The 25,395-nt window shown below is 31.3% G+C and carries 23 protein-coding genes; 7 read left to right on the plus strand and 16 right to left on the minus strand.

Annotated features, from left to right (window positions below):
- Positions 1–12: 12 nt before the first annotated feature.
- The 10 genes from AX016_RS05195 to AX016_RS05240 all read right to left on the minus strand — a co-directional run bounded on the left by AX016_RS05195 (position 13) and on the right by AX016_RS05240 (position 9,583).
- A complete protein-coding gene (locus AX016_RS05195) occupies positions 13–3,339 on the minus strand; it encodes a reverse transcriptase domain-containing protein (protein WP_100894603.1) in 3,327 nt (1,108 codons plus the stop codon).
- A 263-nt stretch (positions 3,340–3,602) separates the two neighbouring features.
- Positions 3,603–4,172: a hypothetical protein gene (locus AX016_RS05200; RefSeq protein WP_100894604.1), complete on the minus strand. Its 570-nt coding sequence runs from the start codon at positions 4,170–4,172 to the stop codon at positions 3,603–3,605.
- 27 nt (positions 4,173–4,199) lie between these two features.
- A complete protein-coding gene (locus tag AX016_RS05205; protein ID WP_100894605.1) occupies positions 4,200–4,583 on the minus strand; it encodes a DUF3037 domain-containing protein in 384 nt (127 codons plus the stop codon).
- Complete coding sequence (locus tag AX016_RS05210) at positions 4,573–5,352, minus strand: HipA family kinase (protein ID WP_100894606.1); 780 nt, start codon at positions 5,350–5,352, stop codon at positions 4,573–4,575. The genes AX016_RS05205 and AX016_RS05210 overlap by 11 nt, the downstream gene beginning before the upstream one ends.
- A 37-nt stretch (positions 5,353–5,389) precedes the next feature.
- On the minus strand, positions 5,390–5,971 hold the full coding sequence (locus AX016_RS05215) for a hypothetical protein (RefSeq protein ID WP_100894607.1): 582 nt from the start codon (positions 5,969–5,971) through the stop codon (positions 5,390–5,392).
- Positions 5,972–5,980: 9 nt separating this feature from the next.
- Positions 5,981–6,487, minus strand: coding sequence for a DUF2314 domain-containing protein (locus tag AX016_RS05220; RefSeq protein ID WP_100894608.1), 507 nt, complete (start codon positions 6,485–6,487; stop codon positions 5,981–5,983).
- Between the two features lie 12 nt (positions 6,488–6,499).
- Entirely contained in the window at positions 6,500–6,916 is a 417-nt protein-coding gene (locus AX016_RS05225) for an MFS transporter (protein ID WP_100894609.1), read from the minus strand.
- Positions 6,917–7,019: 103 nt separating this feature from the next.
- A complete protein-coding gene (locus AX016_RS05230; protein ID WP_100894610.1) occupies positions 7,020–7,598 on the minus strand; it encodes a hypothetical protein in 579 nt (192 codons plus the stop codon).
- A gap of 66 nt (positions 7,599–7,664) precedes the next feature.
- Positions 7,665–8,372 carry a hypothetical protein gene (locus tag AX016_RS05235; protein ID WP_100894611.1) on the minus strand — a complete coding sequence of 236 codons (708 nt, stop codon included), beginning with the start codon at positions 8,370–8,372 and terminating at the stop codon, positions 7,665–7,667.
- Between the two features lie 209 nt (positions 8,373–8,581).
- Positions 8,582–9,583 (minus strand): NAD(P)H-dependent glycerol-3-phosphate dehydrogenase, encoded by a 1,002-nt coding sequence (locus AX016_RS05240; protein WP_100894612.1) that lies wholly within the window; start codon positions 9,581–9,583, stop codon positions 8,582–8,584.
- 262 nt (positions 9,584–9,845) lie between these two features.
- Here AX016_RS05240 and AX016_RS05245 point away from each other — a divergent pair, with 262 nt between their 5' ends.
- A complete protein-coding gene (locus AX016_RS05245) occupies positions 9,846–10,766 on the plus strand; it encodes a nicotinic acid mononucleotide adenyltransferase (RefSeq protein WP_100894613.1) in 921 nt (306 codons plus the stop codon).
- 74 nt (positions 10,767–10,840) lie between these two features.
- Here the strand turns inward: AX016_RS05245 and mqo are convergent, their stop codons facing one another.
- Positions 10,841–12,322 (minus strand): malate dehydrogenase (quinone), encoded by a 1,482-nt coding sequence (mqo, locus tag AX016_RS05250; protein WP_100894614.1) that lies wholly within the window; start codon positions 12,320–12,322, stop codon positions 10,841–10,843.
- A gap of 154 nt (positions 12,323–12,476) precedes the next feature.
- On the opposite strand from mqo, the gene AX016_RS05255 reads away from it, so the two are divergent.
- Entirely contained in the window at positions 12,477–14,045 is a 1,569-nt protein-coding gene (locus tag AX016_RS05255; protein ID WP_100894615.1) for a SulP family inorganic anion transporter, read from the plus strand.
- Positions 14,046–14,049: 4 nt separating this feature from the next.
- Here the strand turns inward: AX016_RS05255 and AX016_RS05260 are convergent, their stop codons facing one another.
- On the minus strand, positions 14,050–15,108 hold the full coding sequence (locus AX016_RS05260) for an aldose epimerase family protein (RefSeq protein WP_100894616.1): 1,059 nt from the start codon (positions 15,106–15,108) through the stop codon (positions 14,050–14,052).
- Between the two features lie 21 nt (positions 15,109–15,129).
- Positions 15,130–15,894 (minus strand): exodeoxyribonuclease III, encoded by a 765-nt coding sequence (locus AX016_RS05265; RefSeq protein ID WP_100894617.1) that lies wholly within the window; start codon positions 15,892–15,894, stop codon positions 15,130–15,132.
- Positions 15,895–16,019: 125 nt separating this feature from the next.
- On the opposite strand from AX016_RS05265, the gene AX016_RS05270 reads away from it, so the two are divergent.
- Positions 16,020–16,538, plus strand: a complete 519-nt coding sequence (locus AX016_RS05270) for a hypothetical protein (protein ID WP_100894618.1) — start codon at positions 16,020–16,022, stop codon at positions 16,536–16,538.
- A 79-nt stretch (positions 16,539–16,617) separates the two neighbouring features.
- Here the strand turns inward: AX016_RS05270 and AX016_RS05275 are convergent, their stop codons facing one another.
- Both AX016_RS05275 and AX016_RS05280 read right to left on the minus strand, forming a co-directional pair.
- Positions 16,618–18,159 carry a glycine--tRNA ligase gene (locus AX016_RS05275; RefSeq protein WP_100894619.1) on the minus strand — a complete coding sequence of 514 codons (1,542 nt, stop codon included), beginning with the start codon at positions 18,157–18,159 and terminating at the stop codon, positions 16,618–16,620.
- 36 nt (positions 18,160–18,195) lie between these two features.
- On the minus strand, positions 18,196–19,092 hold the full coding sequence (locus AX016_RS05280) for a hypothetical protein (RefSeq protein ID WP_100894620.1): 897 nt from the start codon (positions 19,090–19,092) through the stop codon (positions 18,196–18,198).
- 85 nt (positions 19,093–19,177) lie between these two features.
- Between AX016_RS05280 and AX016_RS05285 the strand changes: the two genes are divergently transcribed.
- Positions 19,178–19,822 (plus strand): ComF family protein, encoded by a 645-nt coding sequence (locus AX016_RS05285; RefSeq protein WP_100894621.1) that lies wholly within the window; start codon positions 19,178–19,180, stop codon positions 19,820–19,822.
- Between the two features lie 47 nt (positions 19,823–19,869).
- Entirely contained in the window at positions 19,870–21,480 is a 1,611-nt protein-coding gene (locus tag AX016_RS05290) for an Ig-like domain-containing protein (protein WP_100894622.1), read from the plus strand.
- Here the strand turns inward: AX016_RS05290 and AX016_RS05295 are convergent.
- Positions 21,458–22,246, minus strand: coding sequence for a nitrilase family protein (locus AX016_RS05295; protein WP_100894623.1), 789 nt, complete (start codon positions 22,244–22,246; stop codon positions 21,458–21,460). The two genes, AX016_RS05290 and AX016_RS05295, sit on opposite strands and share 23 nt — an antisense overlap.
- Positions 22,247–22,390: 144 nt before the next feature.
- Between AX016_RS05295 and AX016_RS05300 the strand changes: the two genes are divergently transcribed.
- The gene (locus tag AX016_RS05300) at positions 22,391–22,996 is read left to right on the plus strand and encodes a DinB family protein (protein ID WP_100896807.1); all 606 of its coding nucleotides are present in this window, start codon (positions 22,391–22,393) and stop codon (positions 22,994–22,996) included.
- 195 nt (positions 22,997–23,191) lie between these two features.
- The gene (locus tag AX016_RS05305) at positions 23,192–25,390 is read left to right on the plus strand and encodes a PAS domain-containing sensor histidine kinase (protein WP_157811088.1); all 2,199 of its coding nucleotides are present in this window, start codon (positions 23,192–23,194) and stop codon (positions 25,388–25,390) included.
- Positions 25,391–25,395: the final 5 nt, after the last annotated feature.

The following is a 25,395-nucleotide window of genomic DNA, read 5'->3' on the forward strand; positions in this document are numbered from 1 at the left end:
TGGTGGTTTTAATTATTTTGTGATATTCTTGTTTTTAATTCTTTTTAAAACTTCTTCAATTGAAAAATTAGGAGGTAATGGTTTAAAGTTTTTATTTGAAATAGAGAATTTTTTCCGTTGAAACTCTCTCAATTTCGGAATATTTAATTTTGAAACAAGAATAGCATCATTTGTACCGCCTTTCAAGCGTAATAAGTCCTTTCTAGCTGTTTCTGTTGGTTGAGTTAGTCTCGTATCTCCATACTGACTTGTATTTACTTGAGCAACATAGCAATGCAAATCTCTTGAGCTTGCTTCAATTATATTAGAGAAATATGGAGTGTCTTTGTTCCATTCTAGTGCTACTAATAAATCAATTTTACTTCTCAATAAACTTCGATGTTCCAAATCTGCTAATTCAAAACAATAGAATACGGAAAAATAGATGTTTTTCCAATTGAAAATATCATACCTACTTATATCAGGCTTTGGTACACTTAAATGATTTTGAGAAATTAAATGTTCTTCAACTGGAGCATAGTGATTTTTGAGTCTGAAAACTATTGTAGCGTCTTTAATACCATTCACTTCAATAGGAAGTATTGTAGCTACAAAATTAAAAGCTGTTTTATTAGAAATAATATGTTCTAGTCCAGAGATTACAAGTGTTTGATTTTTTTGTGAATAACGGGCCAAACTAGGCAGGAGATTTATTGGAATAAAAAACTCAGGAAATAAGACTATATCTGAGTTTTCTTTCCTGGCTTGATTCAGAATTAAAGCTAAACGTTGGTATCTTTCAATAGATAAATTTGGTTCATTTCTAACGCCTTTAATAATATTGCTTTCTTTTACTTCTGTATTAGCAAATGAAATACTAGGTTCCTCAATTTTATATTTGGAATTAATTCGAAATTCTTTTATTTGATTTTGGTTACCCAAATTATCGCCTCTATTTACCAAATCATAGAAACTTGATTTTAATTTTTCATCATTTAAAATGTAATGAGGCAAGTGATTTGAGTTCCCTTTTAGATAAATATCAAAAGCACAATCTAAATAATATTCTTCCTTTTTAATTTCTGTCTCTGTGACTAATTCTTTTTCAGTTTTTATTTTAGGTCCTAATATATCCGTTAAAGGATATCCGTTTTTTTCTCTACATTTAGACTTGTCGAATTTAGATAACTCTGTAAAAGTAGAAGCGAAACAACATTCCCAAAATTTTATTGGTCTTGGAGAATTTTCTATAAGTTTTTCATCTAACTCATAAGACTCAATATCGAATTGAAGCTTCAGTAAATTACTATAGCCCTTTTTAGAATCTTTAGTATAGTTTAATAATGGAGTAGAAACGTATTGATGTCTAATCATATTTGTTTTTCTAAATCTATTTCTCCAAAACGATTCTGATTTTGTTACAGCATTATCATTCAGAAAATAAACTAATAAAGAATTTGACAATTCATTAGTTTTAAAATCAAAATGACGCTCTACATCTCTACTTTGATTTAAGAACATTGGATTTAAAGAAATTGTTAATTCGTGAGCACAATCTAAATACTCAGCCATAGATTTTTGAACAAGGCTATATTCAACCTTAGTCTTTTCTATAAAATTAATATCTTTTTTACCAATTTTATCAATTTGTTCAGCGCAATGAACATAAAAATTAATATATGATTTTGGTTCTTTATTGACTAAAAAATAAGTAAAAACTCTTTCCCACAAACGATAAAATTCGAGACAGGTAGAGCCTTTAAAAAATTTAAGAACTTGATTTTTTTCTTTCTCAGAAATACTTCGTTCGTGATTTAATGAGCTAAATATTTGGTTAGAAAGAAATAAAGTCAAACCATATCTGTTTTCTTTATAATCTTGTAGGGTTTTAATTTTTCCTTCTGTTCCATTGTAATCTAAATGATATGCACTTGATTCAAATTCTCCTAATGAATTGTCGTGACTGGGTAAATCCCGAAATTCACTAGTTCTTTCTTCTAACTCTCTCTTCAATTTATTTATTACCATATCTGATTCTTCCGAATCAAAGTAGTAAAGAAGTGTTTTTTCACTTTGACAGAATAATGACTTTTTCCCATTTATTTTAAAAACTCTTCCTTTTGAATTACTTGAATCTTTAGAAAAAGGAGAATCAACAAGGTTTATTAATGGGCTAAGATTTGATATGATATATTTTTCAATTTCATTAAGAGTATCTTCTTCGAAGGTAATTTTATAATGAATATTATTTTTGCTGTTATGTTTCTTCTTAATCCGCTTCTTATAATCATTAAATGAAAATTTAAATTCTTCATTTAATTCTTCATTGTTTGAATTTGGATTTGGGTCGGCAAGTACTAGTAAAATATCATCAACATATCTTCCATAATATGCAGGTTTGTATTTTTCTACTATTCTTTTATCAAAGTCTTTTAAGTAATCATTTGCAAGTACAAAAGATGACAAAAGACCTATAGGTAATATAAATTCTTGAAGTTCATTTTCTTCATTACGTTCTAATTCATTTGAGAAATTATAAGGTTGTTCATATTCTACTGAAATTTTCTCTGTATAAATATGATGAATTTTTAAAAACAACCTGTTTAAATTATTATGAGCTGCCTTGTAATGAGTTTTATTATCACTGTAAATTAAATCATTTGGTATTCTTACAGAATGGAAATAATCTTTAACATCTAAATTGAGAAAAAGAACATCCCTTTCGTTTTTTATTAATTCCTGAGCAACATTTACAGAGTCGTCTCTCCATTTTTGATATTGTTTAAAATATGGTTTAAATAAACCAGAGCCGTGAACAATAGTTTTTTTATCCTTACTAAGTAATAATCGATTTCCAATACAATCATCTCCAAGTTTAGAATCAATTTGAACACCATAATTTATAGTCCAAAGAACAGATAATAGGTGTATTTCGATTGGAGCATCTATAAAAGCTGTGAGTCTATTTATTGGATATTCTTTCTCAACTCTTTGATTTGTAATGAAATTATCTGCTATTTCAGTTTTTTCATATTTTTTCGGATAGATATTTGCATCTATTTTATTAAGAAAAAAATCAAAAAATTCTGATGAGCTGTGAAAGTTATTTAGTTCATCCGTAAAGATTTGGAGTTTACTGTCAATTGATTGAGGAACACCAAAATCGTTTTTAAAAATATTCAGTCCATCATCTGTTTGGTATGGTTTTTCGTTTCCTCTGAATAATGAATTAAAATCTTTAGTCAAATTAGTCTCAAACTCAACTAGTTTTCTCCTTAAAATGATATCTGTATTGTCGTAGTAGATATAAGTTTTTAATCTCTTGTAAGCATCTTTAATTTCTTTTAAGTCAAATTTCATACTCTTCTTTTAAGGCTTAACCTTAGTTTAATTAGTTGATTTATCTTTTAAAACTCTTCAATTTACTCCCTTCTTTTTTACCAAAAAAACGGATTTCCGTAATTGGTGTTGAATATTGTATAGTTTGTAGTTTTTTAAGGGTAATTGGTAAGTGTGTAGTTGTGTGTGGCAATGTAACTAGCTCTATTGCAAACAAAAACCTTTACTTTTTAGAGGTTTGTCTAAATAGTAAAGGCTTAATTTTTATGGTAAATTGGTAAAAGTTATTCTGTTTCTTCTACTTCTTTTAAAGAATAAATAATTTTAGACATATTATCCTTGTGTCTATCTTTTCTGTCTGCTAGTGTCCAAGAGAATATTTGGTAATAATCTTCTTTGCCTTGGTACAAACCTATGGCGTATACAATATCTAAACCGTCTATTTGCCCATTTATAAAAGCTGTTTTAGCAGGCATATTGTTTACTATAGTATCTGTTACTTTAGAGACTTTAGGGTTTACTATGGCCTCCTTAAAATTATCTGAAATTAGTTTGTAGTACCCGTTAATATCATTTTTGTACTCGCCTGTTACGTCTTCGTCAATTACCGGTTGTACGTCTATTATTGGCTCATGAATAGCTATAACATAAAACTCTCTTATTGCGTTTTGGTATTGTAAAGATGCATCATCATTTAAGTCTCTAGTTTTAGATAAAAATGAAGGCAGTGTAAGCTCAAACTTATTTTCTACGGTTACTGTTTCATAACTGTCTTTTGCGCCACAAGAATATAGTAATAACGCTGTTACTGCTAGTACTAACGTGTGTTTAAGGCTGTTTTTTGTGTAAATCATAATATATGGTTTTGTTATTTAATGGTGTTATAAAACATAGGTGGCAAATAGTTTTTCTAAGGTTTCTTCTGGGTTATTGCATAAACCAGGGTGTGTTTTAGAGCTTTGTATAACGGTGCTCCTAGAGGCGGCTAACCACCTAAACCTGTCAGATAGCTCTAACTTACCAATTGGTCCGCCAGCGGGTTCACCTTTACAAACCAGTTCCCAGGCTTTAAGGTAATCTTGTAGCAAATTATAGTCGAGATCCTTACAAAAAGCCTCTAGTTTGTTGCGGTCTATATGGTATTTTACACCTAAAAACTTTTTTCGTTTGCTAAATAAAATAACACCAATATTAAAAAACTCTTCGCGTTCTACTTTGGGTACAATGCGTATAACGGCATATTCAAACGTAACTTTATCTTGCATCTTTAGCTTCTTTTATAAGCGCGTCTACCATACCAAGTTTTGCATTTAAATACGTGGTGTAAGCAGCTCTCATTTGCGCAGGAGTTAAAGAATCGGTTTGGTTTATAAGCCAGTCTTCTGGTATATTATTGGTAATATCTTCTATAATTTGTGGTGTAATTTTGCTTGTAATTTCTTGTTTTGCGTAGTCTAGCTCTGTAGCCTGTGGCAATAATACGTGGTCTTTTATTAACGGAAAAGTCCTAGTTAGGTGGTTCTCCCACAAAGGCCAGTTGTGATGAAAATAAAAACTTGCACCATTGTCTATTACCCAAAGCTCTTGGTTCCAAATAAGTAAATTGGTGTTTTTTGCCGTACGGTCTATATTGCTAATAATACTGTCTAGTAGCACCACTTTAGAAGCGGTTTTTGCATCTACGGTAGTTACTAAAGGATCAAAAGTTATAGCGCTAGATAAATAGTGTAATCCTAGATTTAAACCAACGCTAAATTTTAGTAAATCCTGAATTTCTTCGTCTGGTTCTGTTTTGCTAAAAGAGTCGTCTAGGTTAGCAAATACCAATTCTGGTACCTTTAATCCAATAGCACGTGCAAGCTCGCCGCCAATAAACTCGGCAATAAGTGCTTTTGTGCCTTGGCCTGCGCCTCTAAATTTTAAAACATAAAGGAAATCGTCATCTGCCTTAACAATAGCAGGTAAAGAGCCACCTTCTCGTAAAGGTTGTACATATTGCACAACGTTTACGGTTCTAATGTCTAATTTGTTCATACATCTAAGGTACTAAAATTTACAAGTTGTACGGTTGTTATTTGCTTAGCAAACGTACTAATTGCGGTCTGTATAGATTGTCTTTTTCGTTTAAACCAATGGTGTTTAGTAAAAAATTAAAGTTTACAAAAAGCTCTGCATTTTCTTCATTATCCTCTAAAAATATTTTAAATCTGCTACTACCACTTTTGTAATCTACATCATCTTGATTAAGGTTGGCGCAAGTAAAAATTTGTTCTTGTTTTAAAGCATATTCTTTAGCAGGTAAATTGTATTTTTTACGCATAAAGTTTAATAATCTGTTGCTTTGCTCTCCAATAGAAGTAAATTTAATGCCATTATCTATAAACATATTTTTTGGCTCGCCATTTACAAAACCTGCTTTAATCTCTTTTTTTAAAGACACAAGCATACCAATAGTATCATTATCTACGGTAGCCTTAATGGTGTATTGGTAATAGTCTTTATCTTCTTTAGTGTTTGTAATAGTAAACGGAAAATCTATAAAACCATCTACCGCGTATAGGTTAGATAAATTGCTTACTTTTTGCTTTTCGTCTGTTTTACAACTTGCAATGGTTAGTAAAATAAGGGTTGTAATGGCTAGTATTTTTTTCATATTTTTTATTTATTCAAATTGCATTCCACTTTGTATGTCAAACTCTTTTTGTTCTTCAGTAGACATTTGGTCACGTAGCACCCTAATAGTGTATGCGCCTTTGGTAATATTTTGGTCAAAGTACATCCAGTCACTAATGTTAGACTCGTCTACATTAATAGTATCTCCTAATTTTACATTAATTTCATATAATGGTGTGTTACCAACGATACCTTTAAATTTTGAGCCGTCATAAGTTACATCTTGTATCCAAATATGTTCTGCACTACCATCTGAATCACTAAATTTTTGCTTTAGTGTAAAGCCATAGTAGTTTTTATTATTGCTTTGAATAGCTGTTTTAAAGATAGATAGAGTTTTGTTTGCTTTGGCAATAGCTTGGTTCATTGCAATGTTTTCATCTGCTATGTTAATTACGTCTGGCTCACCTTCACGTTCTATTTTAGAGGTTGAAGTTTCTTTGCAAGAACTAATTAAAAGTGTAAGAACAGCTGTAATAGTTAATATTTTTTTCATATTTAGTTTAAATTATTTTATACGTACGCTTTCAAAATCGTTTTTTATTTTGTCTAAAGTAGGACTTAAAAATACCATATACAGGATAATTAAAAGTCCAAAAAGCATAAAGTCTGGTTTAAGAAATAGGATGATAAAAGCAGCCCCCTCTAAAATTGCCCATCTTATAATTGATGCAGTTTGGTACACACCAAATTTGTCTTTAAGCTCTTTAATGTCCTTTGCTTGTTTTAGTGTGTTTTTAAATACAAAATTACTAGCAAAAACGGCAATTAGCGGTAATGCTAAAAATACGACTGAATAGGCATCTAAAGCAGGAACTTTAAAACTTTTTAAAGCGGTAATATCTCCTAAAGTAAAATAAATAAGAACTACCCCAAAGGTAATAGCTAAGTGAATAATTTTTAATGTTTTTATTTTCTGATCCATAATTTTATGTTACTTATTATAAGTCTTAGTTCTTAGTCTTTTTTCTCTTTTTCACACTCATTTTTCACCTCTAAAAAAAATCGTTTTGGCTTTAGCTCTTTATTTATTTAGGTAAAAACCTATTTGGATTTTCTTTTGCTTTGCGCTCCAGTTCTATTTGTTCTGCAGAACGTGTATCTGTATTAGTGGCAATTGGTTTTTTAGCTTCTTTAGGTTCTGCAGCTTTTTTACCTCCAAAAAACGAGAGTAAAATAAGTAGAGCTAAAACACCCCAAACAATACCAACGATGAGATCTGTGACAGATTTTCCTTTTTTATTCTCAGAGTTAATATCTGCCTGTGGGTCTTTAGAAACAATATTAGGATCTCCCTTTAAATAGTATAGTTTAAGTTGAGGGAAGTTTGGCAGCTTAGTTAACGAAATTTCATCGGTATAAGTACGCCCATCTACAGTAAATGTATAATTAAACGTGTATGTTTTTATAACCTTAGCCAAAGTGGTTTCTGTATACTCGTTAGATAGGTCTGCCATAACAAAAGTGTTATCGTCTAACATTTGTTGACGTTCTGCAATTTTATCTTTGTCTCCTTCGTAAATGTAATCGCTAACACAAGATTTTGCTAGTAAAGAAAATACAATAATAAATACAATTCTGTATAAAACAGATTTTACTTTTTTCATAGGTTTATTGGTCTTTGGTTATTTGTTTTGGTCTATTTTATAAGTCTCAAGTCTTGGCTCTCTTTTCTATGTTCTATTTTTCCCTTTAAAGGGTTTTGCCTCCTGGCTATTGCTCTTTATTCCCTGCTCATATTTACTTTTTATTTTAAAAAAACTTTGTTGTTTTAAGTAAACGCCTATAAAAAAACCAACTAAGGAAAGTCTTATTGTGAGATATACAAATGGACTAATTAAATTAATAATTTTTGTTAAAGCGCCTCTTCTGTTTTCTAAAATATTGTTATTTATAGCGTAAATATAAGGTGATGGTAATTTAAAAATGATGAGTTCTAACAAGGTAAATACAAGATATGCAATTACAATATACAATGTAGTTTTTAAAAGTAATTTTCTGTTTGATGAAGCAATTAAAATAATAAGACCACTAATAAATGTTAGTAAGCCAAAGATATAATTGTTGTTTATTTTTAATAACGCACTTCCAAGAGTTATAATTCCAAGTATTAATAGCAAGTAAGCGCCATTTTTAAAAAAGTTTAATGCCTGTATGTAGTCATTAAATTTAAGAATAATATCTAGTCTACCTTTTTTTATGTCTTGTTCTTCTTTAGATAGATTATCAAATTTTTCTCCTGACGGATTAAATATTTGTTTTTCGACATCCTTTCTTAGTCTAGACTCATTTATAGACTCTAAAACAAGATTAGGAAAAATCCCTTTTTCTAATTGATCTTGTCCCTGTTTTATAAGTCGATTTTTATCTTCTAAAGACATTTAATGCGTATTGTTATTTTATGAATGATTACTGTTTCTAATTTTGGTCTTTTTTCTCTCCTCTATATTCTTTTCTCTTTAAAAAAAATCGAAATAATTTCTTACAATTTATATAGTTTTTAGAAACGGACAAATAAAAAAGCTTGTTTTTATAGTAATTACAAAGTATTACTATAAGAACAAGCTTTGTAGAATTTAGCTAATGTTAACTAGTCTAGCTTATCTGTTAAGCTACTAAAAACCTTTTTAGGGTTTCTGCCATCGTATAAAATAGCATAAACCGCATCTATAATAGGAGTCTTAGATTTTTTGCTGTGTTTTTCATTAATCAGGTGTGCACTTTTAGTAGCGTAGTAACCTTCGGCAACCATACTCATTTCCATCATAGCACTTTTAACCGTGTACCCTTTGCCAATCATATTACCAAACATTCTGTTTCTACTAAAAACAGAATAGCCAGTAACTAGCAAATCACCAAGGTAGGCAGAGTTGTTAATGTTGCGTTTCATATGGTGTACACGTTTAATAAAACGTTTCATTTCTCTAATAGCATTACTCATAAGTACACTCTGAAAATTGTCTCCGTAACCCAAACCGTGAGCCATACCGGCAGCAATAGCATAAATATTTTTAAGAACGGCTGCGTACTCGGTGCCAATAATATCGTCAGATGTTTTTGTTTTTATGTAATAGCTACTTAGGTTTTTAGCAACCAATTTAGCTTTTTTCTCATCTGCACATGCAATTGTTAGGTAAGACAAACGCTCTAAGGCAACTTCCTCTGCATGGCAAGGACCAGCAATAACACCAATATTTTCTAGTGGTACATTATACGTTTGGTTAAAATGCTCACCAACAATTAAACCTGTTTCTGGCACAATACCTTTTATTGCAGAAAATACAATTTTCTCATCTAAAGAAACCGTTAGTTTTTCTAATTCTGTTACTAAAAAAGCAGAAGGTATTGCAAAAATTACAACATCTGCATTAGTAATAGCGGTATTAATATCTGCGGTTAGTGCTAATTGTTGTGGGTTAAATTCAACGGCACTTATATAATTAGGGTTGTGATTGTGTTCTTTTATATGCGCTATAGCATCTGTATTGCGCATATACCAATTTACTGTGCTAACATTTTCAGTAAGCATTTTTACAATTGCAGTAGCCCAGCTACCACCACCCAAAACAGCAAACTTTGTAGTATTCTTCATAAAATAAATTTAGTAGACCAAAAGTAGATAAAATTTAATTGAAAGCAGAAATTTTAAAGCCAGTATAGCATCAATTTAATAAAAAAATATAGCCCTGTTATTGTTATAATTAAGGTAGGTGTACTACTTTTTTTTGCCATATTATTTATTTCATTAAACTAAAAGTACAAAAAATTAATTTTATTAAATGCTGTATATCAGTTATTTATAAATTTTGGCACGCACTTTGTTTTAAGCTAAACAGAACCAATACATTTTTATTATGAAAACGAAATTATTATTAGGACTACTGCTATTGGGAACCTTAGTTTCTTCATGTTATTCAGAAATTATAATTGAAGATGAGTTTTTAGAACCAGGATTTTCTGTAGAACACGCAATTCATAAATACGATTTATGGTATGTAGATATTAATGCTACACAAGGAAACGGAGAAGTGCCTTTTTTGCAACGTGCATTTACTATTACATTTAATAATGGCCGTTTGTATGCAAATAATAACATTGTTGGTATTGGTAAAATTGGTGGTGGTTACGGTATAGATGTTGGTAATTACGATGTTTTTAACGATGGTATACGTGTAAACCATAGTGTAGATGGTAGGTGGCCTTTAGAGGTGTATGTAGTAAATAACAATACTTTAGAGTTGTTAGATGTTAGTACAAACACATCATACTACTTAAGGGGATATAGACAAAGTACGTTTGATTATGATTATGTTTTTTATGATAATTTAAAATACTTTTTACAAGAGTACAACGCTTGGGAAAAAACATATACAAGTAAAGAAGGAGCTATAAATGATTTTGATGCAGAGAATTTTTTACAATTTTTTGCTGATGGTAATGCCGATGTTTTTAGGTCTTCTATAGACAATAATGGTACTAGACCAAGAAACTTACAGTGGGATTATGAAGGAGTGTATACAGTGTTTGATGTTGATGGTGATGAAACCTTAAAGTTACTAGAGTTAGACTATGATTTTATGGGTGATGATTATTTTGAGTTTTATGTGATTAACGATAGTACAATAGAGTTATATCATCCAGATTCTGGCACGGTTTATGAGTTTACAGGAGTAGGTTATACAGAGTATTTAAAAGGAGATACATCTGCAACAGATAAAAAAAGAACGAAGTCTACAAACAGTGTAAAAACAGTGAAGAGACAACGCAAAAGATAGAAGAATTTTAGGTTGGTTATTAGTTGTAAAACCGTCTTAAACAGTGGTATGTTTAAGGCGGTTTTTTTGTGTTTTTAATTGTCTTCTAATTTTAAAATTGAAGTAGTATAATTTCTTGTGCTAATACACAGTTTTTCATCTGTAATTAAGGAGTGCCCTAAAGACGGAATCATTTCTGTTAATTTTTGTTGCCAAGCTTTAGATTTTACCTGCATGGGAAAACATTGGTTTAATACAGATAACATAATAGACACAGAGGTAGATGCACCAGGTGAGGCTCCAAGCAAAGCAGCTAATGTGTTGTTTTTGTTGGTTACAATCTCGGTTCCAAATTTAAGTACGCCACCTTCTTTGGCATCCTTTTTTATAATTTGTACACGTTGCCCAGCTGTAATAAGTTCCCAGTCTTCAATTTTAGCATTTGGGTAGTATTTTTCTAATGCTTTAAAACGTTCTTCTGGCGACTGTACAACTTGTTCTATTAAGTATTTAGTAAGCGATATATTGTGTAAGCCTGCCCTAAGCATAGGAAAAATATTGTGTGCGTCTATAGACAGTGGCAAATCAAAATAAGAACCATTTTTTAAAAATTTAGTAGAAAAACCAGCATACGGACCAAAAAGTAACGAGCGCTCCCCGTTTAACATTCTAGTATCTAAATGTGGAACAGACATTGGTGGCGCACCAACTTCTGCCATACCATAAACTTTGGCTTCGTGTTGTAAAATAACTTTAGGGTTGTTGCACTTTAAAAACTGTCCGCTTACAGGAAAACCACCGTAACCATCTGCTTCGGGAATATCAGATTTCTCTAGTAATTTTAAAGCGCCACCACCAGCACCTATAAATACAAAATTACTCTCTATAGTTTTTTCTTTATCTGTATGTAAATCTTTAACCTCTATTTCCCAAGTGCCATCTTTTTTATCATCTATATCTTCTACTTGGTGACCTAAAAACACTTCTACACCATCGCAAGACTGTAAATAGGCAATCATACCTCTAGTAATAGTTCCAAAATTTACATCTGTACCAATAGGCATTCTTGTGGCACCAATAGTTTGGTCTTTATTGCGCCCTGTCATCATTAACGGAACCCATTCTTTAATTTGGTCGTAATTTTCAGAATGTAACATATCTTTAAAAATAGGATATGCTGTAAGTGCTTTGTGTCTTTTTCTTAAGAAGTTTAAATTTTCATCACCCCAAACAAAACTCATATGGTCAATGTCATTAATAAAAGGATCATCTGCAGGTAGTAAATTGTTTTTTACTAAATATGCCCAAAGTTGTTTAGATACTTCAAAGGATTCACTAATTTTTAATGCTTTAGAAATATCTATATCGCCTTGCTCATTTTCTGGTGTGTAGTTTAACTCGCAAAAAGCAGAGTGTCCTGTGCCTGCATTGTTCCAAGCATCAGAGCTTTCTGCACCTACTTTATCTAAACGTTCATAAATAGCTATTTTTGCATCTGGTATTAGTTGTTTTAATAAAACGCCAAGCGTAGCGCTCATTATACCAGCTCCTATAAGTGTAAAGTCTTGTTTTGCCATTATATAGATGTGTTTACTACAAAGCTAAGAAACGTTTTGTTAGCGTGTAGTGTTAGATTTTTATAATTTTAAGATGTGTTTTTTAGTTTTATATAGTTTATTTCTCTAAAAGCTCAATAAAGACTATTTTTGCGCCCTTAATTTATAAGCTAAAATGAAAAAGTATTTAAATTTATTCGATTTCCAGCAGAAGGTAGATTATAAAAATGAAATTTTAGCAGGATTAACGGTGGCAATGACAATGATTCCAGAATCATTAATGTTTGCTATTCTTGCAGGATTTTCACCTTTAGTAGGTTTGTATGGTGCTTTTATTATGGGACTGGTTACAGCAATATTTGGCGGTAGACCAGGATTAATTTCTGGAGGAGCTGGTGCAACAGTAGTAGTTCTTATGGCATTAATGAACTCGCACGGTTTAGAATATGTTTTTGCGGCAGTTGCTATGGCAGGTGTTTTTCAGCTAATAGTTGGTCTTTTAAAACTTGGTAAATTTATACGTTTGGTGCCTCAACCCGTAATGTTTGGGTTTGTAAACGGTTTGGCTATTATTATTTTTATGGCACAAATGGACCAATTTAAAATTGGTGTTGGTGATGCTGCAGTTTGGTTAACAGGCGAAACATTGTATACTATGGTAGGCTTGGTACTGTTTACAATTGCAATAATTGTTTTTGTTCCTAAACTTACTAAAGCAGTTCCGGCTTCTTTAATAGGAATTATTGTTGTTTTTTTAGTTGTGTATTTTTTAAATATAGAAACAAAGCAAGTAGTAGATATTATTAATCAAGATACTTTACCGGGAGAACCATTAAAGTCGCTTAGTGGTACATTACCTTCTTTTCATATACCAACTATTCCGTTTACATTAGAAGCCTTTAAAATTATTTTACCATACGGATTAATAATGGCTGCTGTAGGTTTAACAGAAGGCTTACTTACGTTAAACTTAGTAGATGAAATTACAGGTACAAAAGGAAATAGTAATAGAGAGTGCGTAGCACAAGGAGGCGCAAATATTTTAAATGGCTTTTTTGGTGGTATGGGTGGTTGTCCAATGATTGCTCAAACCTTGGTTAACCTATCTGCAGGTTCAAGAGCAAGATTATCTGGTATAATTGCCGCGTTAACTATATTGGTAATTATATTGTTTGGAGCACCAGTAATAGAACTTGTACCTATAGCTGCATTGGTAGGTGTTATGGTAATGGTTGCAGTTGGTACTTTTGAGTGGGCAAGTTTTAGAGCCTTAAAAAGAATGCCTAAACCAGATATTTTTGTAATGATACTGGTTACTTTAATTACTGTGGTTTTACACAACTTAGCATTAGCCGTATTAATAGGTGTTATTATTTCTGCATTGGTATTTGCTTGGGAAAGTGCTAAAAGAATTAGGGCTAGAAAATATGTAGATGAAGCAGGGGTAAAACACTATGAGATTTACGGACCTTTATTTTTTGGCTCTGTAACTGCTTTTAATGAAAAGTTTGATGTAGCAAATGATCCTGAAGAAGTAATTATTGACTTTAAAGAAAGTAAAGTTTCAGATATGTCTGCAATTGAAGCTTTAAACAAAATTACCGAACGCTATGCCAAAGTAGGTAAAAAGGTACACTTAAAACACCTTAGTAAAGATTGTAGAGTATTGTTAAATAATGCAGATAAATTAATAGAAGTTAACGTATTAGAAGATCCTACATACAAAGTTGTAGCAAACAAATAAGATGTTATTCTGTACTAAATTTATATAAAGTTACACTGTGGTATTCCTCTTTTGGATGTAGTATCACAGTTGGAAACTGTGGTTTATTAGGGCTGTCAGGATAATGCTGTGTCTCTAAACAAAAAGCAGCTCGTGGATGGTATTTTTTCCCGGATTTGCCTACTAAATCATCACCAATAAAGTTGCCTGTATACAATTGCACTCCTGGTTCTGTAGTGTACACATCCATAGTAATACCAGTTGTAGCTTCTTTTGCCGTTGCAGCCAAATTTAAAGTTGTGTTTTGGTCTATAACATAATTATGATCATAACCATTGCCAATAATTAGTTGCTCATGATCTTCATTAATATCTTTGCCAATAGCTTTTTCTTTTCTAAAATCTAAAGGAGTATCATAAACAGATGTTAGCTCGCCAGTAGGTATACAAGTCTTGTCTATACTTGTAAAAGAAGATGCATTAATTTGTAGTGTATGGTCTAAAATATCACCATTACCTTCACCTTTTAAGTTAAAATAAGAGTGGTTTGTTAAGTTAACTACAGTGGTTTTATCTGTAATAGCCCAATATTTGATTTTTAAAGCATTTTTATCTGTTAAGTGATATTGCACTTTTACAGCTAAAGTACCAGGGAAACCTTCTTCCATGTCTGCAGAAACATAGGTTAGTTCTAGTGTATCTTCAGTAGGTTGTTTTGCATCCCAAACAACAGCGTCAAAACCAGTTGTGCCACCGTGTAAATGATTTTCGCCGTTATTAACAGCTAAATTGTATATTTTGTTATCTAAAGTAAAGCTCCCTTTAGCAATTCTGTTTGCATACCTGCCAACAATACTACCAAAGTAGGCATTTGGATTGGTTTGGTACTCGTGCAAAGATTTATATCCTAAAACAACATCTTTAAAATTACTGTTTTTGTCTTTTACCCATAATGAGACTAAAGTGCCACCATAATTTGTTATTTGAGCAATAGAACCTTGTGTGTTTTTTAGCGTAAAAAGCGATACTCTTTTTCCGTTAATTAAAGATTCAAAATCTTTTGGGTTTAGGAGTTGTGGTGTCATTAGTAAATTGGTTTTTAGTGTTTATTTTTTTAGCTCTACTAAAATTGGACAATGGTCACTGTGTTTAGCTTCCTTTAAAATAACAGCTCTTTTTAAGCGATTTTCAAGGGTTTTACTCACCATAGCATAATCTAGTCGCCAACCTTTGTTATTGTTTCTTGCGTTAGCTCTATAGCTCCACCAAGAGTAGTTGTGTGGCTCTTTATTAAAATGCCTAAAACTATCTATAAATCCGCTCTCCATAAAATTCCCAATCCACTCGCGTTCTACAGGTAAAAATCCAGATACGTTTTTGTTGCGCACAGGATCGTGTATGTCTATTGCCTCATGGCATATATTATAATCTCCTAATACAATAATATTAGGTTTGTCTTTTTTTAAGTCATTAATATAGGTCTGAAAATCGTCCATATATTTTAACTTAAAATCTAAGCGAGCTAAGTTAGTACCAGATGGTAAATACATACTCATTATAGAAACGTCTCCAAAATCTGCTCTAATATTACGCCCTTCAAAATCCATATACTCTATTCCGGTACCATATTCTATATGATCTGGTTCTGTTTTAGATAAAATTGCAACACCGCTATAGCCTTTTTTTTGAGCACTATACCAGTAATTATAGCTATAACCAGCTTCTTCAAATAAAGACAAATCTAACTGTTCTTTTAAGGCTTTTATTTCCTGAAGGCATATAACGTCTGGGTCTGTAGTGGTAAGCCAATCTATAAAACCTTTATTAATTGCCGCGCGAATACCATTAACGTTATAGGATACTATTTTCATTATATAGAATTAAAAAGTTAAAAATAGAAAAAACAAAGGGTTCTATGAAAAATGAATGAGAGAGATTCTTACAAAAAGTTCTATTTTTGCAAATTGAAAAATGAGAATTAGAAAACACTAACATTATGAAAAAAGGATTATTAGTAGTATTATTTTTATTGGGAGCCAAAATGGTATCTGCCCAAGCTTACTCTAATTTTGATAAAAACCAAGAAGTTAAATTTAATATAGGAATGTTTTTAGCAACAACTTCTGCAGAGTTTGGATACGAGTATTTTTTAGGAGATGATACAAGTGTTGGTGCAATTCTTCATTTTGATGGTGACGGTGAAGATTACAATGGTAGCTTTGGATTTGGACCTAATTTTAGGGCTTACTTTGGAGATATGCCAAGAAGTGGTGCATTTGCAGAAGCTTTTGGATTATATATAAAGGGAGAAAAAAAGTATAATGAAATGGGATCTAAAATTGTTGGCGATTATGGTAATGTTGCGTTAGGTCTTGGTGGCGGTTACAAGTGGGTTACACGTAGTGAGCGTTTTGCACTAGAACTTAACGGTGGTTTTGGTAGAAATATTAACCCTAAGGATTTTCAGGACGATTTTATTTTTAGAGTAGGATTATCTGTAGGTTTCAGATTTTAGCAATAATAATTTATTATAAAAAAAGAGCTCACTATTGGCAAATGCTATAGTGAGCTCTTTTTTTTGTCAACTTAAAAAATTATATTTTTTTAAGCCATTCTTTCATAGATACCTCTGCATCTATGATAGATTTTAAATCTGTAATAGCAACACGTTTTTGCTCCATAGTATCTCTATGGCGTATAGTTACAGTCTTGTCTTCTAAAGTTTGGTGATCTACAGTAATACAAAAAGGGGTACCATTAGCATCTTGTCTTCTGTAACGGCGACCAACAGCATCTTTTTCGTCATAAATTACTTTAAAGTCCCACTTTAAGTCTTCTATAATTTCTTTAGCTACATCTGGTAAGCCATCTTTTTTAACAAGTGGTAAAATAGCAGCTTTAGTAGGCGCTAATACAGCAGGTAATTTAAGAACAGTTCTAGTAGATCCGTTTTCTAGTTCTTCCTCTACTAAAGAGTTAGAGAAAACAGCTAAAAACATACGGTCAAGACCTATAGATGTTTCTACAACATACGGCACGTAACTTTCGTTAATTTCGTGATCAAAATATTGTAATTTTTTACCAGAATGCTTTTCGTGACTACTTAAGTCAAAATCTGTTCTAGAGTGTATGCCTTCTAGCTCTTTAAACCCAAAAGGAAATTTAAACTCTATATCTGCTGCTGCATCTGCATAATGTGCTAGTTTGTCGTGGTCATGAAAACGGTAGTTTTCTTCACCTAAACCTAAAGATAAATGCCATTTAATACGGTTTTGTTTCCAGGCCTCGTACCATTCTTTTTGTGTGCCAGGACGTACAAAAAATTGCATTTCCATTTGTTCAAACTCGCGCTGACGAAAAATAAATTGTCTTGCAACAATTTCATTTCTAAATGCTTTTCCTATTTGGGCAATACCAAAAGGAATCTTCATACGTCCAGTTTTTTGTACGTTTAAGAAGTTTACAAATATACCTTGTGCTGTTTCTGGTCTTAAGTAAAGATCCATTGCACTGTCTGCAGAAGCACCTAACTTTGTGCCAAACATTAAGTTAAACTGCTTAACATCTGTCCAGTTTTTAGATCCAGATACAGGGCAAACAATATCTAACTCTTCTATTAAACTTTTTACGTCTGCTAAATCTTCGTTTTCTAAAGATTTACCCATTCTAGATAAAATAGTATCTATTTTTTCTTGGTAACCAACAACACGTGGGTTAGTAGTAATAAATTCTTGCTTATTAAAAGCATCACCAAAACGTTTAGCAGCTTTGGTAACTTCTTTATTTATTTTGTTTTCTATTTTAGCGCAGTAGTCTTCAATTAAAACATCTGCTCTATATCTTTTTTTAGAATCTTTGTTGTCTATTAACGGGTCATTAAATGCATCTACGTGTCCAGATGCTTTCCAAACCGTTGGGTGCATAAAAATAGCAGAGTCTATACCAACAATGTTATCGTGCAATTGCACCATTGCTTTCCACCAGTATTGTTTAATGTTATTTTTTAATTCTGCTCCGTTTTGTGCGTAGTCATATACAGCACTTAAACCATCATATATTTCACTAGATTGAAACACGTAACCGTACTCCTTTGCGTGAGATATAACCTTTTTAAATTTGTCTTCTTGATTTGCCATATGGCAAAAATAGAACTTTAGTGTTAATAGATTGAATTATTTTAATTCAAATTCTATAGAAGAAAGTAATTTTTGTTCTTCAAAAACATTTAGAGTATATATACCTGGCTTTAAAGAACCAGACGGTAATTTAATATGCTCACAAATTTCTTCGTTTATACCAGTGTAAATAATATCTACAGCTTTACTATACTCGTTTCCGTCTACGTTTATAATATTTGCGTTATTAGAAATTACTTTTTTGTTAGGATCTAAAAACTGTAGGTATAGTCTTTTTTCTATATTAATGTCATTAGGGTTGCCGCTAATAGTTGTACAGGCTCTAAGTTTAGATATTAGGTTTGCTTTGTTTGTATTAATATCTCTTCCATTACGCACTCTAAAAGCTAAAGACTCTGTGCTTCTTATTTTTAAATAGGTCTTATTTTTAAGCTCTTTATTTAATTTGTTGTTAGCATCTTTTAGGTCTTCTTCGTTTTGTGATGCAGCAAGAGCTTGTGCTTTGTATTGGTCTGCTCTTTTTTTAGCATTCTGCACACTTTCGCTTAAAACAACGTTATTGTATTTTAAAGAATTATACTTAATATTTAAACTGTCATATTTAAGTTGCCATCTACGCAATTCTCTTTTGTTTTGATCGTACTTATTACTGTCAAAATTTAGCTGTCCAATAGAGTCTAATAATCTAGATACATCACTATTTGCAACATCTAAATCTATCTTGTTAACTTCTACTTCAGAAGATAAACTTTCTATATTAGCTTGCATATTGGCAAGCTTATCTGTAAGCATTTTTTTCTCTCGCTCTAAATAGCTTATGTTGCTGTTGGACTGTGCATTGCTATAGTAAAAAGCAATTAAGATACCCAGTATCACGGCCGCAAGCGCAGCTATAATCACTTTGTATTTTAAATTGTTATCTTGTGAGTCCATTGGAAGTTGGAGGTAATTTTAAGTAGGGTTAAATTTGGGGCATTACAAGTTGTCAAATATACTAAATCATATCAATAAAATACTAATGCCCTTAGGGTGTTTTGGATGTAATACACCTTTGCGTAAAGGTGAACGATTAATTTGTACCGTTTGTCGAAATCAGTTACCTCTTACCGAGTACAATTTCACCGATGAAAACCCAATTGACCGTATTTTCTATGGTAGAATTAATGTTAAAAAGGTTAATTCTTTCTTATTTTTCACAAAAAATGGGGTTGTAAAAAACATTATTCATCATTTAAAATATAAAAATCAGCAACAGATTGGAACTTTTTTTGGACGTTGGTACGCGCAATTAATAAAAGAACGCTTAGATATAGATATTGTTGTGCCAGTGCCTTTACATAAGAAAAAATTAACAAAAAGAGGCTACAACCAAGTAACCTTATTTGGGCAAGAATTAGCAGAGCATTTAAATGCAGACTACCAAGAAGATGTGCTTTTTAAAACAGCAAATACCAGAACGTTAACTAAAAGAAATAGATTTGCAAGATGGAAAGTAAATCAGGATTTATACAAGCTAACTAATGAAGAAAATATAGCCGGAAAAACCATTTTGTTGGTAGATGATGTAATTACTACAGGAGCTACAATAGAAGCTTGCGCTACAGCATTAAATAAAGCAAAAAATGTTACAATTTATGTGGCAACAATTGCAGTAGTGCCATAGTTTTATGTTTGTGTAATTTGTTGTTTCTTTGTGCTAATATTTAGGCTATGGCAAGACGTATTTTAAGCTTTCTTTTTTTAGGATTAGTTGTATTTGCATTTATGCAATGTGCAAGAAGAGGAACGCCGTCTGGTGGACCTAAAGATATTACACCTGCAGAGTTAATTAGTGCTACACCTGCAAATAGGAGCATCAATTTTAAATCTAAAACCATTAAGTTAGAGTTTAATGAGTATATAAAGCTAAAAGATATACAAAAGCAGCTTATAGTTTCTCCGCCTTTAAAATATCAGCCAGATATTACACCACAAGGGTCTGCAAGCAAATACATAGAGATTAAAATAAAAGATACTTTAAAAGAGAATACAACGTATACTTTTAATTTTGGACAAAGTATAGAAGATAATAATGAGGGAAACCCAAGTAGTTTTCTAAGTTATGTTTTTTCTACAGGAGATTACATAGATTCTTTAAGTATATCTGGAGTAGTAAATGATGCATTTAAGCAAAAGGTAGATGAGTTTATAAGTGTAATGTTGTACAAGGTAGACAGTACTTATACAGACTCTATTGTGTACAAAGAACCTCCATATTACATTACTAATACCCTAGACAGTACCAATATTTTTTCTTTAAAAAATTTAAAAGAAGGTACATATGCATTATTTGCTTTAAAAGATGAAGGCAATAATAATATGTTTGATCAAGGTATTGATAAAATAGCTTTTTTAGACCATTTTATTAACGTGCCAACAGATTCTATTTATGTGTTAGATTTGTTTAAAGAGGTGTCAGATTTTTCAGTTTCTGTGCCAAGTTATGCAGCAAAAAACAAAATATTATTTGGGTATAAGGGAGATGGTAGTGACATTAGGATAGAAAGACAAAGTTACTTGCCAGATAGTGTAAAAACTAAAGTAACCAAAGAGGTAGATAAAGACACATTAAATTATTGGATAAGTCCTTTTAAAGCAGATTCTCTAATTTTTAATGTAATTAGCGATCGCCAAAAAACTAGAGATACGTTTATTGTAAAATCTAGAAAACTGGCTGTAGATTCTTTAAAGTTTAATGCAGTTGCTAATAAAAAAATAAGTTTAGAAAATCAGTTTTGGGTGTCAGCAAATATTCCAATTAAGGCCATAGATACATCAAAAATTAAGATAGTAGATAAAGATACTATTCCGGTTTCTGTGCCAATTAGTTTAGATACTGTAAAAAACAGGTTAAATTTTGATATGGTTGTACCATTAGAAAACCAATACAGTATTACATTATTACCAGAAGCAGTTACAGATTTTTTTAATGCAGTAAACGACACTATACAATACAGAGTATCTTTTGTAGACCCGACTGAAAATAGTTTGCTAACAGTTACATTATCTGGTAAGGTAACATACCCAGTAATTGTACAATTGGTAGATGAGTCTGGTAAATTAATAAGAGAGCAATTTGCCACAGAGCCAAAGTCATTGGTGTACAAAAACGTTAAACCAGGAAAATGCCAAATTAGAGTTATAGAAGATACTAATGGGAACCAAAAATGGGATACAGGTAGTTATCTAAACAAGCGTTTTGCAGAAAGAGTTAGTTATTCCCCGTCTATAGAGCTAAGAGCCAATTGGGAAGAAACGTTTAATTTTCAAATTGTAAGGTAAACGCATCTCTATCTTCTAAAAATTTTAATTTAGTACGTGTTTCTGCAATGTGTTGCTTGTGTAAAACGGTATGTATTATTTCTTCTGTTGTAGAAAAACAAAGCTCTTTGCCTAATGTATCATAAACAGCAGAATGTCCTGTGTATTCATAATTAAAATTGTCTGTGCCAACTCTATTTACGCCAATACAATAGCTCATATTTTCTATAGCTCTTGCCTTTAGTAATGTATCCCAGGCAGCAATACGTTGTTTAGGCCAATTGGCTACATATAGCAATATGTCATAATCTTTGGTGTTACGAGCCCATACAGGAAACCTGAGATCATAACAAACTAACGGGCAAATTTTAAATCCTTTGTAATCTACTATTAGTTTTTTACTTCCAGCTTTGTATACTTTGTCTTCACCAGCTAATGTAAATGTGTGTTTTTTATTATAGGTTTGGAAAGTGCCATTTGGAAAAACAAAAAATAAGCGGTTGTAAAAGTTATCATCTTCAAAAAAGGGAATACTACCTGTAATGGCAGTTTGTTTTTCTTTAGCAATGTCTTGCATCCAATTTAAGGTTTTTAGTCCCTCATTTTTTTTAATGTTACTAGGAGTCATAGTAAAACCTGTAGTAAACATCTCAGGCAAAATAATAAGGTCCGTAGCATTTGTTATTGCTTTAATTTTGTTTGATAACAAACTTCTGTTTTCTTCGGGATTTTCCCATACAATAGGTGTTTGTACTAGCGTAATGTGCAAAGAGTTATAAGAATTCATTTATATTATTTTTTTTAACTGATGATGTACTAGTATAAAAGTACTACTTTTAATATGAAAAAGTGTGTTGGTTTTTATGCCTACAACGGTAATTTAATCAGATTAAGAACGACAAACAACACGCAACTAAAAACAATCAAAAAAATGAAGAAAGCAGTTTACGGAGTGTTAGCATTGCTATTATTAAGTTTTATGCCAGCAAAGCAAGGATTAAACAATGCAGACAAGGAATTAGTGGTTACAGAAATGACCAGAACTAGTAAAAAATTATTAAAAAAAATTAAGGGTTTAAGCGAGGCTCAGTTAAATTTTAAAGCAAGCCCGGAGTCTTGGTCTGTAGCGGAGTGTGTAGAGCATATTGCAATATCAGAAACTAATATTTTTGGAGCAGTAGAAAAAGCATTAAAAACACCTGTAGATACATCTAAAAAGTCTAAATCTACAATTACAGATGATGAGGTTATGAATGTAATGCTAAACAGAACTAATAAAATTAAAGCACCAGAAACTTTTAAACCAAGCGGTAAGTTTGGGAGTCATAAAGAAACCGTTAAAGCTTTTCTTTCTAAAAGAAAGGAGAACATTAAATATGCAAAAAAGACAAAAAATAATTTAAGAGGTCACTACGCACAAATGGCTTTTGGAACTTTAGACGGAGTGCAGTTAATGGTATTTATTGCAGCACACTCAGAAAGACACACATTGCAAATTGAAGAAATAATGAGCAATAAAAACTTTCCTAATAAATAGTTAAATAGTACAAAAAGTTGACTATAATTAAGGCTGTGTTTTTCTTAAAAACACAGCCTTATTTTGTTTAAAAGCTTGATTTTTATGTTATCTGTGTTATTTTTCATCATTTTTGCATCAATTAGTAGATTTTAAAGAAAGTTATTTCTTACTTGTCTGGAAATAAGCTATATTTAAATTAAAGAGAGATAAATTTTGCAGAAAACACAGATAAACTTATTCATAGATGATGCACCCATAGAAATGGGTGTACTAGATGTTAATATGCATTTTGTTAAATGCTCTAAACTTTGGTTAAATAAAATAGCTAAAAGTGAGAAGGAGATTATTGGCAAATCTTATTATGATGTTTTTCCAGACACAACTGAAGAAATAAAAAAAATACACGAGTATTGTTTAAAAGGTAGTTATATAAGTTTTGAGGGAGAAAAGATTTTAAGTAGTACGGGAAAGGTACAATGGTTTAATTATAAAATTAACTCTTGGAAGAATGAAAAAGGAAAAGTAGGAGGCCTAATAATTGTTAGAGAAGATATTTCTAATAGACGTAATGAAGAAGAGTATCGCCTAAAGGCTCAGGAAATAGCAAATATTGGTGGATGGGAAGTAAATTTAGTGAATAATGAGGTGTACTGGACTAGTATTACCAAAGAAATACATGGCCTGGATGATAGTTACGTTCCTACCTTAGAAAGTGGAATTAACTTTTATAAAGAAGGGTACCATAGAGAAAAAATTGTACTACTAATTAGTGATGCCATTGGTAAAGGAATTCCTTGGGATGTAGAGCTTATAATAGTAACCTCTACAGGAATAGAAAAGTGGGTGCGGGCAATTGGTAAAGTAGAATATATAAATGGTAAAGCTGTTAAGTTAACAGGAACTTTTCAGGATGTTGACACTAAAAAAAGAGCAGAGTTAGCTCATTTTGAAACTCAAAAAAGATTAAATATAGCAACCAAAACAGCAAATATTGGTGTTTGGGACTATGACCTATTTAAGCAAGAATTAAGTTGTGACAACGCAACTCTTTTGTTGTATGAGAGTAAAAAAGAAAATACAAATAACTTGTATAAATCTTGGAAAAATAGATTGTTAGAAGAAGATAGGGAAAGGGTTGTTAATGAAATGTATTATGCAATACAGAATAAAGATGAATTTAATACAGAGTTTAGAATTAAGCTTAAAAGCGGAAAAATAAAATATATAAAATCTATAGCACAACTTCATAAAGACCCAAATACTGGAGCAATTAAAATGATAGGCGCCAATTGGGATATTACAGAGTATAAAAATACCGTATTAAAGCTAGATAAAAGAAAAGAGTCTTTTGCAGGGGTTTTTAATAACTCATCTGTAGGTATGGCTTTAATTGGTTTAGATGGTAAGTGGTTAAAAATAAACAAAAGTTTATGCAGTAGTTTAGGGTATAAACAAGAGGAGTTGTTGGAGTTAACTTTTCAAGATGTAACACATCCAGATGATTACTTAACAGACTTAAATTTGTTAGATGAACTTATAGCTGGGAAAATTGATAACTATCAAATTGAAAAAAGATATTTTCATAAAAAAGGCCATACGGTCTATGTAATTTTATCTGTTACAAAAGTTACTAAAATAGATGGTAGTATATCTCATTTTATATCTCAAGTAGTAGATATTACGTCTCGTATAGAGGCAGAAAATAAAGTAAAAGCAGTTTTAAAAATTACTGCAGATCAAAATGAAAGTCTAACCAATTTTGCACATATTGTCTCTCATAATTTAAGATCGCATTCTACAAATTTATCAATGCTTACAGGGTTTTTAATAAATGAAACAGATCCAGAAGAAAGAGCTAATTTAATAAATATGTTAAATGAATCTTCTGACAGTTTAGACGAAACTATTACGCATTTAAATGAAGTAGTTAGTGTTAAGCTTAATGTGCTTGGTAAGTTAGAAGGTGTAAGGTTGTTAGAAACTTTTGATTCTGTTAGAAAAAGTATTATTGCATTGTTAAATGAAAATGATGTAATACTAAACATACGCATTCCTAAAGAGTATTTGGTTAATGCAGTGCCTGCATATTTAGAGAGTATTTTGTTAAACTTACTTACAAATAGTATTAAATACAGTTCTCCAAAAAGAAGATTGGTTGTAGATATAAAAGCAAAAAGGGAAAGAGACAAAATAAAATTGACTTTTTCTGATAACGGCTTAGGTATAGATATGAAAAGGCATAAAGACAAAATTTTTGGAATGTATAAAACTTTTCACAAACACAAAAAATCTAAAGGTATTGGTCTTTTTATAACTAAAAGCCAAATAGAGGCAATGAACGGAAAAATAGAAGTAGAAAGTTCTGTAGATATTGGCACCACCTTTACACTATATTTTAATTGTTTTAAATAAATTAT

This window comes from Cellulophaga sp. RHA19, assembly GCF_002813425.1.
GTDB lineage: Bacteria > Bacteroidota > Bacteroidia > Flavobacteriales > Flavobacteriaceae > Cellulophaga.

Excerpts from the sequence above, each read along its gene's own strand:
- AX016_RS05265 (WP_100894617.1), bottom strand. The coding sequence starts at position 15,894 with ATGAAAATAGTATCCTATAACGTTAATGGTATTCGCGCGGCAATTAAT.
- AX016_RS05195 (WP_100894603.1), bottom strand. The coding sequence starts at position 3,339 with ATGAAATTTGACTTAAAAGAAATTAAAGATGCTTACAAGAGATTAAAA.
- AX016_RS05210 (WP_100894606.1), bottom strand. The coding sequence starts at position 5,352 with ATGAACAAATTAGACATTAGAACCGTAAACGTTGTGCAATATGTACAA.
- mqo (WP_100894614.1), bottom strand. The coding sequence starts at position 12,322 with ATGGCAAAACAAGACTTTACACTTATAGGAGCTGGTATAATGAGCGCT.
- AX016_RS05270 (WP_100894618.1), top strand. The coding sequence starts at position 16,020 with ATGAAAAAAGGATTATTAGTAGTATTATTTTTATTGGGAGCCAAAATG.
- AX016_RS05220 (WP_100894608.1), bottom strand. The coding sequence starts at position 6,487 with ATGAAAAAAATATTAACTATTACAGCTGTTCTTACACTTTTAATTAGT.
- AX016_RS05235 (WP_100894611.1), bottom strand. The coding sequence starts at position 8,372 with ATGTCTTTAGAAGATAAAAATCGACTTATAAAACAGGGACAAGATCAA.
- AX016_RS05275 (WP_100894619.1), bottom strand. The coding sequence starts at position 18,159 with ATGGCAAATCAAGAAGACAAATTTAAAAAGGTTATATCTCACGCAAAG.
- AX016_RS05205 (WP_100894605.1), bottom strand. The coding sequence starts at position 4,583 with ATGCAAGATAAAGTTACGTTTGAATATGCCGTTATACGCATTGTACCC.
- AX016_RS05290 (WP_100894622.1), top strand. The coding sequence starts at position 19,870 with ATGGCAAGACGTATTTTAAGCTTTCTTTTTTTAGGATTAGTTGTATTT.
- AX016_RS05300 (WP_100896807.1), top strand. The coding sequence starts at position 22,391 with ATGAAGAAAGCAGTTTACGGAGTGTTAGCATTGCTATTATTAAGTTTT.
- AX016_RS05255 (WP_100894615.1), top strand. The coding sequence starts at position 12,477 with ATGAAAAAGTATTTAAATTTATTCGATTTCCAGCAGAAGGTAGATTAT.
- AX016_RS05260 (WP_100894616.1), bottom strand. The coding sequence starts at position 15,108 with ATGACACCACAACTCCTAAACCCAAAAGATTTTGAATCTTTAATTAAC.
- AX016_RS05200 (WP_100894604.1), bottom strand. The coding sequence starts at position 4,172 with ATGATTTACACAAAAAACAGCCTTAAACACACGTTAGTACTAGCAGTA.
- AX016_RS05280 (WP_100894620.1), bottom strand. The coding sequence starts at position 19,092 with ATGGACTCACAAGATAACAATTTAAAATACAAAGTGATTATAGCTGCG.
- AX016_RS05215 (WP_100894607.1), bottom strand. The coding sequence starts at position 5,971 with ATGAAAAAAATACTAGCCATTACAACCCTTATTTTACTAACCATTGCA.
- AX016_RS05225 (WP_100894609.1), bottom strand. The coding sequence starts at position 6,916 with ATGGATCAGAAAATAAAAACATTAAAAATTATTCACTTAGCTATTACC.
- AX016_RS05295 (WP_100894623.1), bottom strand. The coding sequence starts at position 22,246 with ATGAATTCTTATAACTCTTTGCACATTACGCTAGTACAAACACCTATT.
- AX016_RS05240 (WP_100894612.1), bottom strand. The coding sequence starts at position 9,583 with ATGAAGAATACTACAAAGTTTGCTGTTTTGGGTGGTGGTAGCTGGGCT.
- AX016_RS05285 (WP_100894621.1), top strand. The coding sequence starts at position 19,178 with ATGCCCTTAGGGTGTTTTGGATGTAATACACCTTTGCGTAAAGGTGAA.
- AX016_RS05230 (WP_100894610.1), bottom strand. The coding sequence starts at position 7,598 with ATGAAAAAAGTAAAATCTGTTTTATACAGAATTGTATTTATTATTGTA.
- AX016_RS05245 (WP_100894613.1), top strand. The coding sequence starts at position 9,846 with ATGAAAACGAAATTATTATTAGGACTACTGCTATTGGGAACCTTAGTT.